General features: G+C 67.4%; 12 protein-coding genes and 1 pseudogene. 11 read left to right on the forward strand and 2 right to left on the reverse strand.

Annotation, left to right across the window (positions count from 1 at the left end):
• Positions 1–150: 150 nt before the first annotated feature.
• The 6 genes and pseudogenes from AC1DNE_RS20405 (at position 151) to rocF (ending at position 6,910) form a co-directional block, all read left to right on the forward strand.
• The gene (locus tag AC1DNE_RS20405) at positions 151–1,533 is read left to right on the forward strand and encodes an aldehyde dehydrogenase family protein (RefSeq protein WP_441473085.1); all 1,383 of its coding nucleotides are present in this window, start codon (positions 151–153) and stop codon (positions 1,531–1,533) included.
• 242 nt (positions 1,534–1,775) lie between these two features.
• A pseudogene (gene efeU / locus AC1DNE_RS20410) lies at positions 1,776–2,561 on the forward strand (iron uptake transporter permease EfeU); the annotation flags it as partial.
• Positions 2,544–3,611, forward strand: coding sequence for a cupredoxin domain-containing protein (locus AC1DNE_RS20415; protein ID WP_476765654.1), 1,068 nt, complete (start codon positions 2,544–2,546; stop codon positions 3,609–3,611). The pseudogene efeU and the gene AC1DNE_RS20415, both read left to right, overlap by 18 nt.
• Positions 3,608–4,942, forward strand: coding sequence for an iron uptake transporter deferrochelatase/peroxidase subunit (gene efeB / locus AC1DNE_RS20420; protein ID WP_476765636.1), 1,335 nt, complete (start codon positions 3,608–3,610; stop codon positions 4,940–4,942). Before AC1DNE_RS20415 ends, efeB begins: the two co-directional genes overlap by 4 nt.
• Before the next feature lies 1 nt (position 4,943).
• Complete coding sequence (gene efeO, locus AC1DNE_RS20425; RefSeq protein ID WP_441473087.1) at positions 4,944–5,768, forward strand: iron uptake system protein EfeO; 825 nt, start codon at positions 4,944–4,946, stop codon at positions 5,766–5,768.
• A gap of 161 nt (positions 5,769–5,929) precedes the next feature.
• Positions 5,930–6,910: an arginase gene (gene rocF / locus AC1DNE_RS20430; RefSeq protein ID WP_441473088.1), complete on the forward strand. Its 981-nt coding sequence runs from the start codon at positions 5,930–5,932 to the stop codon at positions 6,908–6,910.
• A 138-nt stretch (positions 6,911–7,048) separates the two neighbouring features.
• Here the strand turns inward: rocF and ggt are convergent, their stop codons facing one another.
• On the reverse strand, positions 7,049–8,644 hold the full coding sequence (gene ggt / locus AC1DNE_RS20435; protein ID WP_476765637.1) for a gamma-glutamyltransferase: 1,596 nt from the start codon (positions 8,642–8,644) through the stop codon (positions 7,049–7,051).
• 279 nt (positions 8,645–8,923) lie between these two features.
• Here ggt and ilvA point away from each other — a divergent pair, with 279 nt between their 5' ends.
• The 3 genes from ilvA to AC1DNE_RS20450 all read left to right on the forward strand — a co-directional run bounded on the left by ilvA (position 8,924) and on the right by AC1DNE_RS20450 (position 12,727).
• Positions 8,924–10,480, forward strand: a complete 1,557-nt coding sequence (gene ilvA, locus AC1DNE_RS20440) for a threonine ammonia-lyase, biosynthetic (protein WP_476765655.1) — start codon at positions 8,924–8,926, stop codon at positions 10,478–10,480.
• 30 nt (positions 10,481–10,510) lie between these two features.
• Positions 10,511–11,395, forward strand: coding sequence for a LysR family transcriptional regulator (locus AC1DNE_RS20445; protein WP_441473090.1), 885 nt, complete (start codon positions 10,511–10,513; stop codon positions 11,393–11,395).
• Positions 11,396–11,497: 102 nt separating this feature from the next.
• Positions 11,498–12,727, forward strand: a complete 1,230-nt coding sequence (locus tag AC1DNE_RS20450) for a GTP-binding protein (RefSeq protein WP_441473091.1) — start codon at positions 11,498–11,500, stop codon at positions 12,725–12,727.
• A 170-nt stretch (positions 12,728–12,897) separates the two neighbouring features.
• Here the strand turns inward: AC1DNE_RS20450 and AC1DNE_RS20455 are convergent, their stop codons facing one another.
• The gene (locus tag AC1DNE_RS20455) at positions 12,898–13,956 is read right to left on the reverse strand and encodes an ornithine cyclodeaminase (RefSeq protein WP_441473092.1); all 1,059 of its coding nucleotides are present in this window, start codon (positions 13,954–13,956) and stop codon (positions 12,898–12,900) included.
• A gap of 127 nt (positions 13,957–14,083) precedes the next feature.
• On the opposite strand from AC1DNE_RS20455, the gene AC1DNE_RS20460 reads away from it, so the two are divergent.
• Positions 14,084–14,521 carry an Lrp/AsnC family transcriptional regulator gene (locus tag AC1DNE_RS20460; protein ID WP_149131182.1) on the forward strand — a complete coding sequence of 146 codons (438 nt, stop codon included), beginning with the start codon at positions 14,084–14,086 and terminating at the stop codon, positions 14,519–14,521.
• Between the two features lie 418 nt (positions 14,522–14,939).
• Positions 14,940–16,370 carry an aldehyde dehydrogenase family protein gene (locus tag AC1DNE_RS20465; RefSeq protein ID WP_476811477.1) on the forward strand — a complete coding sequence of 477 codons (1,431 nt, stop codon included), beginning with the start codon at positions 14,940–14,942 and terminating at the stop codon, positions 16,368–16,370.
• Positions 16,371–16,396 lie beyond the last annotated feature (26 nt).

Consider the following 16,396-nt stretch of genomic DNA (forward strand, 5'->3'; position numbering starts at 1 on the left):
CTTCGTCGCCCATCGCCGGGTCATCCCGGGCGACCGAAGGGAGACCCGGGATCCATGCCGGAGCTATTCCGATATATGTTCCGGCATGGATCCCGGATCTCCGCTCCGCTGCGTCCGGGATGACCCGCGCCTTTTTCGGAAGAGAGAGCCATGCTTCAGGTTGTTCAAGCCTATGACCGCGCCCCGATCACCGAGATCGAAACCGACGACGAAGCCGCGCTCGAGCGCAAGCTCAAGGCGGCGCAGGATGTGTTCAAGGACCGCGACAACTGGCTGAAGCCGCATCAGCGCATCGCGATCCTGCGCAAGCTCGCAAGCCTGCTCGAAGCGAAGCGCGACCATTTCGCCATGCAGATCGCCCGCGAGGGCGGCAAGCCGCTGCCGGATGCGATCGTCGAGGCGAACCGGGCGGTCGACGGCGTCCACAACGCCGCCGACGAGCTGCGCAATTTCGCCGGGCGCGAGATCCCGATGGGGTTGTCGGCCGCCGCCGCCGACCGCTGGGCCTTCACCACCAAGGAGCCGATCGGCATCGTCGCGGCGATCTCGGCCTTCAACCACCCGCTCAACCTGATCGTCCACCAGGTCGCGCCGGCCATCGCCGTGGGCTGCCCGGTCATCGTCAAGCCGGCTGGCACGACGCCGCTCTCCTGTATCGACTTCGTCAAGCTGGTGCATGAGGCCGGGCTGCCGGAGGCCTGGTGCCAGACCTTCGTTCCCACCGAGACCGCGCTCGCCGAGAAGCTCGCGACCGATCCGCGCATCGCGTTCCTCAGCTTCATCGGCTCGGCCAAGGTCGGCTGGTACCTGCACTCCAAGCTCGCCCATGGCGCCCGCTCGGCGCTGGAGCATGGCGGCGTCGCACCCGCTATCGTCGACAAGAGCGCCGATCTCGATGCGATCATCGAGCCGATCGTGAAGGGCGGCTACTACCATGCCGGTCAGGTCTGCGTGTCGACGCAGCGCATCTATGTCCATGAAGCCATCGTCAATGACTTCACCGAGCGGCTCGTCGCCCGCGTCAAGAAGCTGCGCACCGGCGACCCGACGCTGAAGGACACCGAAGTCGGCCCGCTGATCATCCCCAAGGAGGCCGATCGCGTCGCCGCCTGGATCGACGAGGCGGTGAAGGGCGGCGCTAGGCTCGCGACCGGCGGCAAGCGCCTGTCGGAGACGACGCTCGAACCGGCCGTGCTGATCGACCCGGCGCCGGAAGCCCGCATCTCCAGCGAGGAGGTGTTCGGCCCGGCCGTCGCGATCTATCGCTACAGCAAGCTCGACGAGGCCATCGCGCGGGCGAACTCACTGCCCGTCGCCTTCCAGGCCAGCATCTTCGCGCAGGACATAGACGTCGCGCTGCGCGCCGCGAACCGGCTCGATGCCTCGGCCGTGATGGTCAACGACCCCACGACCTTCCGCACCGACTGGATGCCCTTCGCCGGCCGGCGCGTCTCGGGCTACGGCACCGGCGGCATCCCCTACACCATGCGCGACATGACGCAGGAGAAGATGATCCTGCTGAAGCGGCGTTGAGTGCGGGGCGCGGCGGAGCGTGACGCTTCGCCGCGCCCGGCCGATCCGGCAGCATCCGGAGCGACCCGAAAGAAAAAGACCGACGATAGCTACACTTTCAGCAAGTATCCGACGCGATATCGTCAGTTTACGACAATTCTAAACTATCAGGATTTGGTTGACCCTTCTGCAGCGGCTGCCTAGTCACGAGCTGACTGCGCCGCAATTATCTGATCGCGACGCGCAATCGAGTCAGATTCGCCGTGATCGTACCGTTTCTCATCATGCTCCGCGAAGGGATCGAGGCCGCGCTGATCGTCGGCATCGTCGCGAGTTATCTGGTCAGGACGGGGCGGCGCGAATGGCTTCCGGCGCTCTGGGTCGGTGTCGGACTCGCCTGCGCCGTGAGCCTCGCCGCGGGTGCAGCGCTCGACATCATTGCCGGAGAGCTGCCCCAGCGCGGGCAGGAACTGTTCGAGGCTGTCATTGGCCTCATCGCCGCGGCGATGCTGACCTCGATGGTGTTCTGGATGCGCAGGGCAGCACGCTCGATCAAGGGCGAGTTGCATGCCGGCGTCGACGCGGCGCTGGCCGGCGGGCATCAGGGGCTTGCGCTGGTCGGCCTCGCCTTCCTCGCCGTCGTGCGCGAGGGGCTGGAGTCGGTCTTCTTCCTGCTCGCCATCTTCCAGCAGAATGGCGGCTGGGCTCCCGCGCTCGGCGCGGGGCTCGGCATCCTGCTCGCGGCAGCCGCCGGCTACGCCATCTATGCGCTCGGCGTAAAGCTCAACCTGCGCGTCTTCTTCCGCTGGACCGGCATCCTGATCCTGTTCGTCGCGGCCGGACTCGTGGCGAATGCCGTGCGGTCCCTGCACGAAGCCGGGCTCTGGAACCACCTCCAGCAGACCGTCTACGACCTCGGCACGACCCTTCCGGCCGATGGCGCTCTCGGCGCGATCCTTTCAGGCTTCTTCGGCTATCAGGAGCGGGCGGCGCTCGGCGAGGTCATCGCCTATCTCGCCTTCCTGATCCCGATGCTCGCCCTGTTCCTGGCTGGTGGCCGGCAGGAACAGACGGCGGCAGTCGCACCCCGCTCCGAAGCACGACACTCGCCGCGCCTGAGGCTGGCCGGCGCCGGCACGCTGCTCCTCATTTGCGGCGGGGTCGGCGCCTTCATCTATGCGGCGGGCAGCGGCGGCCGGCGCGTCGCCGAGGCGAGCGCGACCGACATCGCCATCGCGATCACCGACCGGACATGCGAGCCCGCGACGCTGACGATTCCCGCCGGCAAGGCGAGCTTCGTCGTGACCAATCGCGGCGAGCGCGTGCTGGAATGGGAAATCCTCGACGGCGTGATGGTGCTGGAGGAGCGCGAGAACATCGCGCCGGGCCAGTCGCGGCGGCTGACGACGCAGCTCCATCCCGGCGAATACGCCATCACCTGCGGATTGCTGAGCGCGCCGCGCGGCCGGCTGATCGTGCAGGCCTCGACAAACCAGCCGCGCCCCGCGCTGACACTGATGGATATGGTCGGCCCGGCCGCCGAATACCGCGCCCTCCTCAGCGAGCGCTCGACTGCGTTCGGAGCCGCGCTCGACGCCTTGGCGCAGGCGCAAGCGGCGCATGATCCTGAGGCCGCGGACAAGGCCCGCCGTGACGCCGCTACCCTCCTGCCGGCACTGCGCCCAGCGGTAACGGGCGATGCCGAACTCGAAGGCCTGTTCGGCAAGCTCGAGGCCGCCCTGGGCGGCAGCGAAAGCGCTCCCCGCGCCGAGCTCAGGCCGACCGCCGACCAGTTCCGTGCGGCGCTCGGCCAGCGTACCGTCCTGCCTGACACGATGCTGGCTGGCGCCATCGCGCTTCTCTCCTCCCCGGACGGAGAGACGGTCTCACCCGAGGCTGTCGCGGCAGCGAGCCATATCGCGCAACTCCTGCTGCCGCTGACGGCACGCATCGACCCCGATCTGGCCGCGCGGACCAAGGCCGTTCTCGTGGCCCTGCCGAACGACGCCAAGCCGGGTGGCACGCTCCGCTCACTGGCCGAAGACCTCTCGGCCATGCGCAAGGCGCTCGCCCTGCCTGAAGCGGAGCGCAGATCATGACCCGACCGGGCAAGACCTTCACAGCCTCGCGGCGATCGCTCCTGATCGGCGGCGCAGCGGCTCTCGGCAGCGCCTCGCTGGCACAGGCGGCAGGCGAGCCGGCACGGAACCCCGCAGCCGCACCTGAAAGCGACGCGACCACCCAACGCCAGCCCTTCCACGGCATTCACCAGTCCGGCATCGTCACGCCGCGCCCGGCGACCGGCCTCGTTGCGGCCTTCGACGTCACCGCCACTTCGCTCGACGAGCTCGAACGGCTCTTCCGGCTGCTCAGCGAGCGCATCACCTTCCTGATGCAGGGCGGGCCGGCTCCAACGGCCGATCCAGGCTTCCCGCCGCCGGACAGCGGCATCCTCGGCCCCGTCATCGCGCCCGACAACCTGACTATCACCGTCGCGCTGGGCGCCTCGCTCTTCGACGAGCGCTTCGGCCTCGGCCCGCTCAAGCCGAAGCGCCTGCAGCGGATGAAGCGCTTCCGCAACGACGCGCTCGACGGCGCGCTCTGCCACGGCGACCTGCTGCTGCAGTTCTGTGCCAACACGGCCGACACCAGCATCCACGCGCTGCGCGACATCCTGAAGAACGCGCCGGACCTCATCCTGCTGCGCTGGAAGCAGGAGGGCACGGTCCCGGTGCTCAAGCCCAAGCCGAGCGAGCCAGCGGAAAGCGCCCGCAATCTGCTCGGCTTCCGCGACGGCACCGCCAACCCCGACGCCGCGGACAAGACGCTGATGGACAACCTCGTCTGGGTCCAGACCGGTTCGGACGAGCCGGAATGGGCCGCCAATGGCAGCTATCAGGTGATCCGGATCATCCGGAACTTCGTGGAACGCTGGGACCGCACGCCGCTCGGCGAGCAGGAGGCGATCATGGGCCGCGAGAAGGCGAGCGGCGCGCCGATCGGCGGCCAGCGCGAATATGACGAGCCGGTCTATGCCGACGATCCCGAGGGCAAGCGCACCAGGCTCGACGCCCATATCCGGCTCGCCAATCCGCGCCGGCCGGAGACGGAAAGCAGCCGCATGCTGCGCCGGCCGTTCAACTATTCCAACGGCGTCACCCGCGCCGGACAGCTCGACATGGGGTTGCTCTTCATCTGCTTCCAGCAGGACCTCGAGCGCAGCTTCATCGCCGTGCAGAAGCGCCTCGATGGCGAGCCGCTGGAGGAATACATCAAGCCCGTCGGCGGCGGCTATTTCTTCGCCCTGCCCGGCGTGCCCGATGCCGGGAGCTATCTCGGCGCCGGGCTGATCAAGGCGGCGCGCGGCATCGCACCCGCCGCGGCCAATAGCCCATTCAGCAACACTTCACCCCGCAAGACAGGAGACTGATATGAGCTTGCGCTTCGCATGGCTGGCCGGGGCCGGCCTGTTCGCCACCGTGACGGCCGGGCCGGCCTTCGCCGTCTCACCGCTCGACCTCGTGGCGCCGGTCTCCGAATACAAGCTCTACGTCTCGCAGGGCGTCGACCAGCTGGTGAAGGACACCAAGGCCTTCACCGATGCGGTCAAGGCCGGCGATCTCGCCAAGGCCAGGGCGCTCTATGCGCCGACCCGCGTTTCCTACGAGAGGATCGAGCCGGTCGCGGAGCTGTTCAGCGACCTCGACGGCAAGATCGACTCGCGCGCCGACGACCATGAGAAGAAGGAGGAGGACCCGGAGTTCACCGGCTTCCACCGCATCGAATACGGGCTCTTCGCCAAGAACAGCACGGAAGGGCTCGCACCCTTCGCCGACAAGCTGCTTGCCGACGTCACCGAGTTGCAGGGCCGTATCAAGGGTCTGACGGTTCCGCCGGACAAGATGGTCGGCGGTGCTGCCGTGCTGATCGAGGAGGTTGCGGCCACCAAGATCTCCGGCGAGGAAGACCGCTACAGCCACACCGACCTCTGGGACTTCCAGGCCAATGTCGACGGCGCCAAGAAGATCGTCGACCTGCTGCGGCCGCTGGTCGCGAAGGAGGACAAGGCGCTCGCGGCCAAGATCGACGCGAACTTCGAAACCGTCGACAAGACGCTGGCGAAGTACAAGCTCGGCGATGGCGGCTTCGAGACCTATGACAAGCTGAGCGAGGCCGACCGCAAGGCGCTCGCCGCGATGATCACCACGCTGGCGGAAGACCTTTCCAAGCTGCGCGGCGTGCTCGGGCTCGGCTAAGTCGGCATCGGGCCTTCAAGGGAAGCGGCTTCCGCAGTTCGGGAAGCCGACCTGACACAGAACGGTCACGCGAGCGCGGCACTCGACAGGCGGAAGCCGATGCGCCATGGACGGCGCATCGGCGACGAACGCCCCTTCGCAGACACGGACAGCCTGCTCTCATGACCGACATTTCCGCCAAGAACCCGGCCGTACAGGGTCGCATCGCCCTGCTGGGCTGCCCGATCGAGGTCGGCGCCTCGCGCCGCGGCGCGCTCATGGGGCCGGCCGGCCTGCGCACCGCCGGCCTGGTGCGGGTGCTCGAAGATCTCGGCTACGCCGTTGCGGACCATGGCGACATCCTCGCGCGTGACCTGAAGCCGGTCGACGGCCCGGCGCCCGACAATGCCCGCTTCTACAGCGAGATCGCCGCCTGGATGCGCGCGCTGAGCGCCCGCGCCTACGAGCTCGCCCGCACGGGCGACACGCCGATCTTCCTCGGCGGCGACCACAGCCTGTCAATGGGCTCGGTCAACGGCGTCGCGCGCCACTGGCAGGAGCAGGGCCGCAAGCTCTTCGTGCTCTGGCTCGACGCCCATGCCGATTTCAACATGCCGGCGATCTCGCCCTCCGGGAACATGCACGGCATGTCCTCGGCCTTCCTCTGCGGCGAGGGCGGCCTCGACGACCTGCTCGGCTCGGAGCCGCGTGCCTCGATCTCCCCGGAGCAGCTCAGCCTGTTTGGTATTCGCTCGATCGACCCGCTCGAGAAGGCTGCAGTGAAGGCGCGCGGCATCGACATCGCGGACATGCGCGCCATCGACGAGCACGGCGTCGGCGTGCTGATCCGCCAGGTCATCGAGAAGGTGCGCGCCGCCAACGGCGTGCTGCATGTCAGCTTCGACGTCGATTTCCTCGACCCGCCGCTGGCGCCGGGCGTCGGCACCACCGTGCCGGGCGGCGCGACCTATCGCGAGGCGCATCTGGTGATGGAGCTGCTGCACGATTCCGGGCTGGTGCGCTCGATGGACATCGTCGAGCTCAACCCCTTCCTCGACGATCGCGGCCAGACGGCCCGCCTCGCCGTCGAGCTCGCCGGCAGCCTGTTCGGCCAGCAGATCACCGACCGGCAGACCCCGTCGAACGCCATCGGCGCGGCCTGAGCATCCTTCAAGATCCGCCAGCCGCCCTCGCGTCATTGCGAGGAGCGACAGCGACGAAGCAATCCAGGAGACGTAGAGCTCTACGATGCTGGATTGCTTCGCTACGCTCGCAATGACGAGCCGGTCGGGGAACCGGCTTCACACGGCCAGCGCGAAGCCGTCCTTGCGGTGGTCGGAGGCGCCGAACATGACGCCGCGCGCATGGTCGACCCAGATCGCCTGGCAGCCACCGAGCGGCTCCTCGGCCCAGACCACATCATGGCCGCGCGCCTTCAGATCGGCGGCGACAGCGGCCGGGATCGTTGTCTCCAGCGAGAGCTTGCCGTCATAGGCGAAGCTGCGCGGGGCGTCCGAGGCCTGCTGCGGATCGAGGCCGCGGTCGAGGATGCCGGAGAGGAAGTGGACGTGACCGGTCGACTGGTACTGTCCGCCCATCACGCCCATCGGCATGATCGGCTTGCCGTCCTTCGCCAGCATGCCCGGAATGATCGTGTGGAACGGGCGCTTGCGCGGCGCGATGGCGTTCGGATGTCCCTCGATCAGCCGGAAGCCGGAACCGCGGTTCTGCAGCATCACGCCGGCCTTCGGCGCGTAGATGCCGCTGCCGAAGGCCGAGAACAGCGAGTTGATGAAGGAGACCATGTTGCCGTCGCCGTCGACGACGCAGAGATAGATCGTGTCCTTGTGCAAGGGCATGTCGAAGGCTTCGGGCGCCGCAGCCTTCTCCAGGCTGATCTCCTTGCGAATGCGACCGACGAACTGATCCGACAGGAAGGCTTCCGTATCGAAGGGGCTCACAGTGGGATCGGCCACGAGGGCGTCGCGCTGGCGATAGGCGGCCTTGCTGGCTTCGGCGAGGAGATGGATGCGGTCCGCCTCGCTGAGCTTCTCATCCTTGAGGTCGAAGCCTTCGAGGATGCGCGCGATCAGCAGCGCGGCGATGCCCTGGCCGTTCGGCGGGCATTCCCAGAGGCGATGGCCGCGGTAATCGGCGCCGATCGGATCGACATAATCCGGCTTCGAGGCGGCGAAGTCTTCGAGCTCGATCAGGCTGCCGGCGGCCTTGAGCACCGCGACCATGTCCTCGGCGGCCTCGCCCTCGTAGAAGGCCGAGCGGCCCTCGCGCGCGATGCGGCGCAGCGTCTTGCCGAGCGCGGGATGGACCATCTTGTCGCCGACCGCCGGGGGATTGCCGCCCGGCAGATAGACGGCGTTGCCGAGGCCGTGCTTCTCGATGCGGCCGCGGGCCTTGGCCCAGTCGAGCGCGACGCGCGGCGTCACCACGAAGCCTTCCTCGGCGGCGCGGATCGCCGGGGCGAAGATCTCATCCAGGCTCTTGCTGCCGTAGTCGGCGACGAGGCGGCACCAGGTGTCGATCGCGCCGGGCACCGTGACGGCATGGGGCGAATCCGCCGCGATCGCCGTCATGCCCTGGCTGAGGAACCAGCCGAGCTCGGCCTTGGCGGCCGAACGGCCCGAACCGTTGATGGCGACCATCTTGCCATTGGCCGGGGCATAGATCGCGAAGCAGTCGCCGCCGATGCCGGTCATGTGCGGATCGACCACGGCCTGGACGGCGACGGCAGCGATGGCGGCGTCGATGGCGTTGCCGCCCTTGCGCAGGATTTCGACGGCGGCCAGCGTCGAAGCCGGATGCGAGGTCGCAGCCATACCGCGGTCACCCACCGCCACCGGCCGGCCCGGCACCATGAAATCGCGATTGCCCCAGCTCATGCGTCGTCTCCGCCTCTGCAGCGCCGTCGCTTCGCGGCGCCTTGTTTCGCACAAGGCTTTGACCGCTGGGGGAAGCGCTGGCAATCCCGCATCGCGCATGGCCGACATAACCGCGCCAAAGACAGGCAGCCCTCATCCTGAGGAGCGCCGCAGGCGCGTCTCGAAGGATGTTCGAGACGCGCCTGCGCGGCTCCTCAGGATGAGGGCTCGCACAGCTGGAGCGCCTTACGAACCAGCGCCAGCGCAGCCGTTGCGATTGACATCGCGGTATGGCGGGCTATCGCGACCCGGAAGGACGGGCCTGACATGCAAGAGTACATCCGCAAGATCATCGGGGCGCGCGTCTATGATGTCGCGATCGAAAGCCCGCTCGACCCGCTGCCGCGCCTGTCGGCGAGACTCGGCGGCAGCGCCCTGCTGAAGCGCGAGGACCTGCAGCCCGTCTTCTCGTTCAAGCTGCGCGGCGCCTACAACAAGATCGCCGGGCTCACCGCGGTCGAGGCCGAGCGCGGCGTGATCTGCGCCTCGGCCGGCAATCACGCGCAGGGCGTGGCGCTGGCGGCGCGCAAGCTCGGCATCAAGGCGACCATCGTGATGCCGCGCACCACGCCGGACATCAAGGTGCAGGCGGTGCGCAGCCTCGGCGGGCGCGTCGTGCTCCACGGCGAGAATTTCGACGAAGCCTATGGCCATGCCCGCAAGCTCGAAGCCGAGAAGGGGCTGACCTTCGTCCACCCCTATGACGATCCGGACGTCATCGCCGGCCAGGGCACGGTCGGCATGGAAATCCTGCGCCAGCATTCCGATCCGATCGAGGCGATCTTCGTGCCGATCGGCGGCGGCGGGCTTGCGGCCGGTGTCGCAGTCTACGCGAAATTCCTGCGGCCCGAGATCAAGGTGATCGGCGTCGAGCCTGAGGACGCCGCCTCCATGGCCGGCGCGATTGCTGCGGGGAAACGCATCGTGCTCGATCAGGTCGGCCTCTTCGCCGACGGTGTCGCGGTGCGGCAAGCTGGCGAGGAGACGTTCCGGCTCTGCCGCGAATGGCTCGACGAGGTCATCACCGTCTCGACCGACGAGATCTGCGCAGCGGTGAAGGACATTTTCGACGATACCCGCGCCATCGCCGAGCCGTCCGGCGCCGTCAGCCTCGCCGGCCTGAAGGCCTATGCGGCGCGCGGGGCCAAGCGGACCGGCGCGCTGATCGCGATCAACAGCGGCGCCAACATGAATTTCGACCGGCTGCGCCATATCGCCGAGCGGGCCGAGATCGGCGAGCATCGCGAGGCCCTGCTCGCAGTGACCATCCCCGAGAAGCCCGGCAGCTATCGCGCCTTCATCCAGCTGCTCGGCAGACGCGCCATCACCGAGTTCAACTACCGCTATTCCGACACCAAGGCCGCGCGCATCTTCGTCGGCGTGCAGCTCTCCGAGGGTGAGGCCGAGAAGCGCCAGATCATCGCGATGCTGGCCGAGCATGGCTACCCGGTTCTCGACATGAGCGACAACGAGCTGGCCAAGCTGCATATCCGCTACATGGTCGGCGGGAAGGCGTCGGGCCTCGGCGACGAGCTGATCTTCCGCTTCCAGTTCCCGGAGCGGCCGGGCGCGCTGCTGAAGTTCCTCAACAGCCTCTCGGCGGACTGGAACATCTCGCTGTTCCACTACCGCAACCATGGTGCCGATTACGGCCGCATCCTCGCCGGCATCCAGATCCCGCAGGCCCAGCGCAGCCAGCTGACCAAGAGGCTCGATGCGCTCGGCTATCCCTATTGGAGCGAGAGCGATAACCCGGCCTATCTCTCCTTCCTGGCGGAAGCGCATGCCGAGGGCTGAGTTTTTACGATCGGGCTGTAAGCTCAGGGCATGACGCTCGAACAACTCCGCATCTTCGTCGCCGTCGCGGAGCGGGAACATCTGACGCAGGGCGCACGTGCCCTCAATCTCACCCAATCGGCGGTGAGTTCGGCGATCGCGACGCTGGAGGCTCGCTACGCCACCAAACTGTTCGACAGGATCGGCCGGCGCATCGCGCTGACCGAGGCCGGCCGGCTCTTCCTGACCGAGGCCCGCGCCGTGCTGGCGCGCGCCGCGGCGGCGGAAGCCGTGCTCTCCGATCTCTCGGGGCTTGCCCGCGGCTCGCTCGTGCTGATGGCGAGCCAGACGGTGGCGAATTACTGGCTGCCGCCGCTGATCCAGCGCTTTCGCCGCGACCACCCCGGCATCGCCGTCACGCTCGCCATCGGCAACACCGAGACGGTAAGCGCCGCCATCCAGAACGGCGACGCCGATCTCGGCTTCATCGAGGGTGAGATCGACGACCCCGCCCTCGCCATGACCGCCGTCGCAGAAGACGAACTCGTCATCGTCGCGCCGGCCGGCCATCCCTGGGCGCAGAGGCCTCCGTCCTCCGCCGAGTTGAAGCAGGGCGCCTGGGTGCTGCGCGAGCCGGGCTCGGGGACGCGGGCCATGTTCGAGGCGGCGCTGCCGGGGCTCGGGCTTGCGCCCTCCGATCTGGCCGTCGCGCTCGAACTGCCGTCGAACGAAGCGATCTGCGCCGCAGTCGCCGCCGGCGCCGGCACGACCGCGATCTCGCGGCTCGTCGCCGCCAATGCTATCGCGGCCGGACGCCTCGTCACGGTCGCGCTACCGCTGCCCAAGCGCCGTTTCCTCGCGCTGCGCCACAAGGAACGCTACCTCGCCAAGGCGGCGGCGGCGTTTCTGGCGCTGGCAGAGACCCGCACGCCCTGAACCCCTGCTGATGACGGCTCGGTCTCGGCCACATCAGGCGGTTGACATTGATGATATGTTATAATGTAACAAATTATCCTTCAGCGAACCGGACTTTTTCCGATGCCTCCATCCCCGCTTCTCGTCGACCGGCGCCTGCCGGTCACGGTCCTCTCCGGCTTCCTCGGCGCCGGCAAGACCACGCTGCTCAACCACATCCTGAACAACCGCGAAGGCCGGCGCGTCGCCGTCATCGTCAACGACATGAGCGAGGTGAACATCGACGCCGATCTCGTGCGCGAAGGCGGCGCCAATCTCTCCAAGACCGAGGAGAGCCTGGTCGAGATGAGCAATGGCTGCATCTGCTGCACGCTGCGCGACGATTTGCTGAGCGAGGTGCGCCGCCTCGCCGAGGCACGGAAGTTCGACTACCTGCTGATCGAGGGCACCGGCATCGCCGAGCCCCTGCCGATCGCCGCGACCTTCTCCTTCCGCGACGAGGAGGACCGCTCGCTCGACGATGTCGCCCGGCTCGACACGATGGCGACGGTGGTCGACGCGCTCAACCTGCTGAGGGATTACGACAGCCGCGACTTCCTCGGCGATCGCGGCGAGACGGCGGGCGAAGGCGACGAGCGCAGACTGGTCGACCTGCTCGTCGAGCAGATCGAGTTCGCCGACGTCGTGGTGATCAACAAGGCGGGCGAAGTCGCGCCGCAGGAACTGGAGAAGGTCAGGCAGGTGGTGCGCGGGCTCAATGCCGATGCGCGCATCGTCGAGGCCGATTTCGGCCGCGTGCCGCTCGATGAGGTGCTCGATACCAAGCTCTACAGTGAGGAGAAGGCGCAAGAACATCCGCTCTGGCACAAGGAGCTCTATGGCTTCCGCGACCATGTGCCGGAGACCGAGGAATACGGCATCCGCTCCTTCGTCTACCGGGCGCGGCGCCCTTTCCATCCGCTGAAGCTGCACGGCTTCATGGGCAAGCACCTGACCGGGGTCGTCCGGGCCAAGGGCCATTTCTGGTTGGCGACCCGGCCGCACTGGGTCGGCGAATATTCGCTGGCCGGACGCGTCACCCGCACCGAAGGCATGGGGCGCTGGTGGGCGGCAGTGCCCAGGGAGCGCTGGCCGGGCTCGGAGGAGTTCCAGTCGCTGATGCGCAAGCACTGGTCACCGACATGGGGCGACCGACGTCAGGAGATGGTGTTCATCGGCGGGCCGGAGATGGACGAAGCTGCGATCCGCGCGGAACTCGACGCCTGCCTCACCGGCAGCGTGACCACCGGGCTGACGCAGGCGCTGCTGGGATTGGAAGACCCCTTCCCGCGCTGGGACCGCGACGCGGCTTGAGCCTCATCTCAATCGAGCCCTCATCCTGAGGAGCCGCAAAGCGGCGTCTCGAAGGATGCTCCGGTGGGCTCGGGAGACTCGCGCATTTCCTGAGGCATCCTTCGAGACGCCATTCCATCGGAATGGCTCCTCAGGATGAGGGCTTCGCAGGTGACGAAGGGGTCCGCGTCTCAGGCCGCCGCGACGGCGCTCGGCGCTGCTCGCATCAGCATGCCGAAGAGATCGCGCGGATCGTCGGGATCCGCGATCAGGTCGAGATCGACATAGGTGCCGGCCTCGCGGATGCGCTCATGGACATAGCGCAGCGCCGAGAAGTCCTCGATCGCGAAGCCGACCGAGTCGAACAGCGTGATCTGACTGGAATCGGTGCGGCCCGTCGCCGTGCCGGCGATGACCTTCCAGAGTTCCTCGACCGGGTGGTCGGGGTCGAGCTGCTGGATATCGCCTTCGATGCGGGTCTGCGGCGGATACTCGACGAAGATCGAGGAGCGCAGCAGCACGTCGCGGTGGATCTCGGTCTTGCCGGGGCAGTCGCCACCGACCGCGTTGATGTGGACGCCGGCGCCGACCATGTTGTCGGTCAGGATCGTCGCGTACTGCTTGTCGGCGGTGACAGTGGTGACGATCTCGGCGCCCTCGACCGCTTCCATCGCGGTGGCGCAGCGCGTGATCCTGAAGCCGTGGCGCGCGAGGTTACGGGCGCATTTCTCGGTTGCGGCGGGATCGACGTCATATAGCCGGAGGTTCTCGATGCCGAGCAGCGCGCGGAAGGCGAATGCCTGGAACTCGGACTGGGCGCCGTTGCCGATGAGCGCCATGGTCGCGGCATGCTTCGGCGCGAGGTGCTTCGCCGCCACCGCCGACATCGCCGCCGTGCGCAGCGCCGTCAGGAAAGTCATCTCCGAGAGCAGGACGGGATAGCCGGTCGCGACGTCCGAGAGCAGTCCGAAGGCGGTGACCGTCTGCAGGCCGGCCTTCATGTTCTTGGGGTGGCCGTTGACGTATTTGAAGCCGTAGAGCTTGCCGTCGCTGGTCGGCATCAGCTCGATCACGCCTTCGAGGCTGTGGGAGGCGATGCGCGGTGTCTTGTCGAAAATCTCCCAGCGCCGGAAATCATCCTCGATATAGCCTGCGATGTCGGACAGCATCCGCTCGATGCCGATCGCATGGACCAATTTCATCATGTGGTCGACGCTGACGAAAGGCACGACATTCAGTTGCTGAACCATAGGATCCCCTGTTGCTCTCGCGAGAGCCCTATAGTGCCCGGCTTCACCGGCAGGCGATAGAAGCCAGATTGACCTGATCGACGCCAAGATTGATCGAAATGAATAGATCCATTATCCACTTCGGACGATGGACGATATCGATCACAAGCTCATCACCCTGCTGCGCCACGATGGGCGCCGCAGCATCTCGGACCTCGCGGCCGATCTCGGGCTGACGCGGGCGACGGTGCGCTCGCGGCTGGAGAAGCTGGAACAGTCGGGCGAGATCATCGGCTTCACGGTGATCCTGCGCTCGGATGCGATCGACCTGCCGGTGCGCGGCATCACCATGATCGAGATCGCCGGGCAGGCCGCGGATTCGGTCATCGCCGCGCTGAGCGGCTTCAGCGAGGTCTCCAGCATCCACACCACCAACGGCAACTGGGACCTCGTGGTCGAGCTCGGCACCTCCGACCTGATCGCTTTCGATCAGGTTCTCAGACGCATCCGCCTGATCCCCGGCGTCACCAACAGCGAGACCAGCCTGCTGCTGGCGACGCCGCGCAGCGTCAAGGCGCGGCTGTAGGAACCGATCCGTCTGAACCACCCCCGTCATCCCGGGCGCAGCGAAGCGAAGACCCGGGATCCATTCCGGAACGCGGCCAATGAATGTTCCGGAATGGATCCCGGATCGGCGCCGCTTACGCGGCTTGTCCGGGATGACGCAGTGGTTCTGGTGAAAAAGCTCCGGTGCATCCTCGTGCAAGAAGCGCCGCCGCATGGCGGCCATCCGCAAACGCGACACGGTGCCCCGTGACAGGCGCGCGCCGCGCCCCTAACGTTATCCCCCGTCAGATACAGCGTCGAGGGCGGCCGGCGATGCATGATCGCGCAAGGCCGCCCGTTCGCGTCGGACATCGACAGTTCCCGCTCGGGGCATGGACCGCCGGCCGCTTTTCGGCCGGTTGTCCTCGCTTTGAGCCAGACGAGGCAGGAGACCAGACATGGCGCATGAGCTCGAATTCTACATCGACGGCCAGTGGGTGAAGCCGTCCGGCAGCCGCACGCTGGGCGTGGTCGACCCGTCGAACGAGGAAGTCTTCGCCACTATCGCGCTCGGCGAGCAGGCCGATGTCGACAAGGCCGTCGCCGCCGCCCGCGCCGCCTTCCCCGCCTTCGCGAAGACCTCCAAGGCCGAGCGCCTCGCGCTGATGCGCCGCCTCGCCGAGGCCTACAAGAAGCGCTATGACGCCATCGCCGACATCCTGTCGCGCGAGATGGGCGCGCCGAAGGAGCTGGCGCACCGGGCACAGGCCGCGATGGGCACCGCGCATCTCGCCAAGATGATCGAGACGCTCGAGAACTTCGAGTTCGAGGAGCTGCGCGGCTCGACCCTGATCGCCAAGGAGCCGATCGGCGTCGTCGGCATGATCACGCCGTGGAACTGGCCGCTCAACCAGATCATGTGCAAGGTCGCGCCTGCGCTCGCGGCCGGCTGCACCATGGTGCTGAAGCCTTCCGAGATCGCACCGCTCAACGCGCTGATCTTCGCGGAAGCCATGGACGAGGCCGGCGTGCCGAAGGGCGTGTTCAACCTCGTCAACGGCGACGGCCCGACGGTCGGCGAAGCCATCTCGCGCCATCCGGGCGTCGACATGGTCTCCTTCACCGGCTCGACCCGCGCCGGCATCCTCGTCGCCAAGGCGGCGGCGGATACGGTGAAGCGCGTGCATCAGGAGCTCGGCGGCAAATCGGCCAACATCATCCTCGACGATGCCGACCTGAAGAAGTCGGTGAAGCTCGGCGTCGAGAGCGTGATGCGCAACTCCGGCCAGTCCTGCAATGCGCCGACCCGGATGTTCGTGCCGGAGAAGCTGCATGAGGAGGCGCTCGCCATCGCCAAGCAGGTGGCCGAGCCGCTCAAGGTCGGCGCTCCCTCGGCGGACGGCGTCTTCCTCGGCCCCGTCGTGAGCGAGGTGCAGTACGAGAAGGTGCAGCGCCTGATCGAGGCCGGCATTAAGGAAGGTGCGACGCTCGTCGCCGGCGGCCCTGGCCGGCCCGAGGGGCTGAACCGCGGCTACTATGTCCGCCCGACGATCTTCGGCGGCGTCACCGACGAGATGACGATCGCCCGCGAGGAGATCTTCGGCCCCGTGCTCTCGATCCTGCCCTACAAGAGCGACGACGAGGTGGTCGAGCGCGCCAACGACACGCCTTATGGCCTTGCGGCCTATGTCCAGTCGGGCTCGCAGGATCGCGCCCGCAAGGTCGCCTCGCAGATGCGCGCGGGCAATGTCTACATCAACTATCCGGCCTGGGACGCAGGCGCTCCGTTCGGCGGCTACAAGCAGTCTGGCAACGGCCGCGAATACGCCGATTTCGGCCTCGAGGAGTTCCTCGAGATCAAGGGCACGGTCGGCTACGCCGCGGCCTGATCGCCTAACGATACGATAGACAACGA

It is taken from the genome of Allobosea sp. 05L423 (genome assembly GCF_056397745.1).

Coding starts and splice junctions, on each gene's coding strand:
- AC1DNE_RS20415 (WP_476765654.1), top strand. CDS start 2,544: ATGCTCGCCCTGTTCCTGGCTGGTGGCCGGCAGGAACAGACGGCGGCA.
- AC1DNE_RS20460 (WP_149131182.1), top strand. CDS start 14,084: ATGGACGATATCGATCACAAGCTCATCACCCTGCTGCGCCACGATGGG.
- AC1DNE_RS20445 (WP_441473090.1), top strand. CDS start 10,511: ATGACGCTCGAACAACTCCGCATCTTCGTCGCCGTCGCGGAGCGGGAA.
- rocF (WP_441473088.1), top strand. CDS start 5,930: ATGACCGACATTTCCGCCAAGAACCCGGCCGTACAGGGTCGCATCGCC.
- efeO (WP_441473087.1), top strand. CDS start 4,944: ATGAGCTTGCGCTTCGCATGGCTGGCCGGGGCCGGCCTGTTCGCCACC.
- efeB (WP_476765636.1), top strand. CDS start 3,608: ATGACCCGACCGGGCAAGACCTTCACAGCCTCGCGGCGATCGCTCCTG.
- AC1DNE_RS20405 (WP_441473085.1), top strand. CDS start 151: ATGCTTCAGGTTGTTCAAGCCTATGACCGCGCCCCGATCACCGAGATC.
- AC1DNE_RS20465 (WP_476811477.1), top strand. CDS start 14,940: ATGGCGCATGAGCTCGAATTCTACATCGACGGCCAGTGGGTGAAGCCG.
- AC1DNE_RS20455 (WP_441473092.1), bottom strand. CDS start 13,956: ATGGTTCAGCAACTGAATGTCGTGCCTTTCGTCAGCGTCGACCACATG.
- ggt (WP_476765637.1), bottom strand. CDS start 8,644: ATGAGCTGGGGCAATCGCGATTTCATGGTGCCGGGCCGGCCGGTGGCG.
- AC1DNE_RS20450 (WP_441473091.1), top strand. CDS start 11,498: ATGCCTCCATCCCCGCTTCTCGTCGACCGGCGCCTGCCGGTCACGGTC.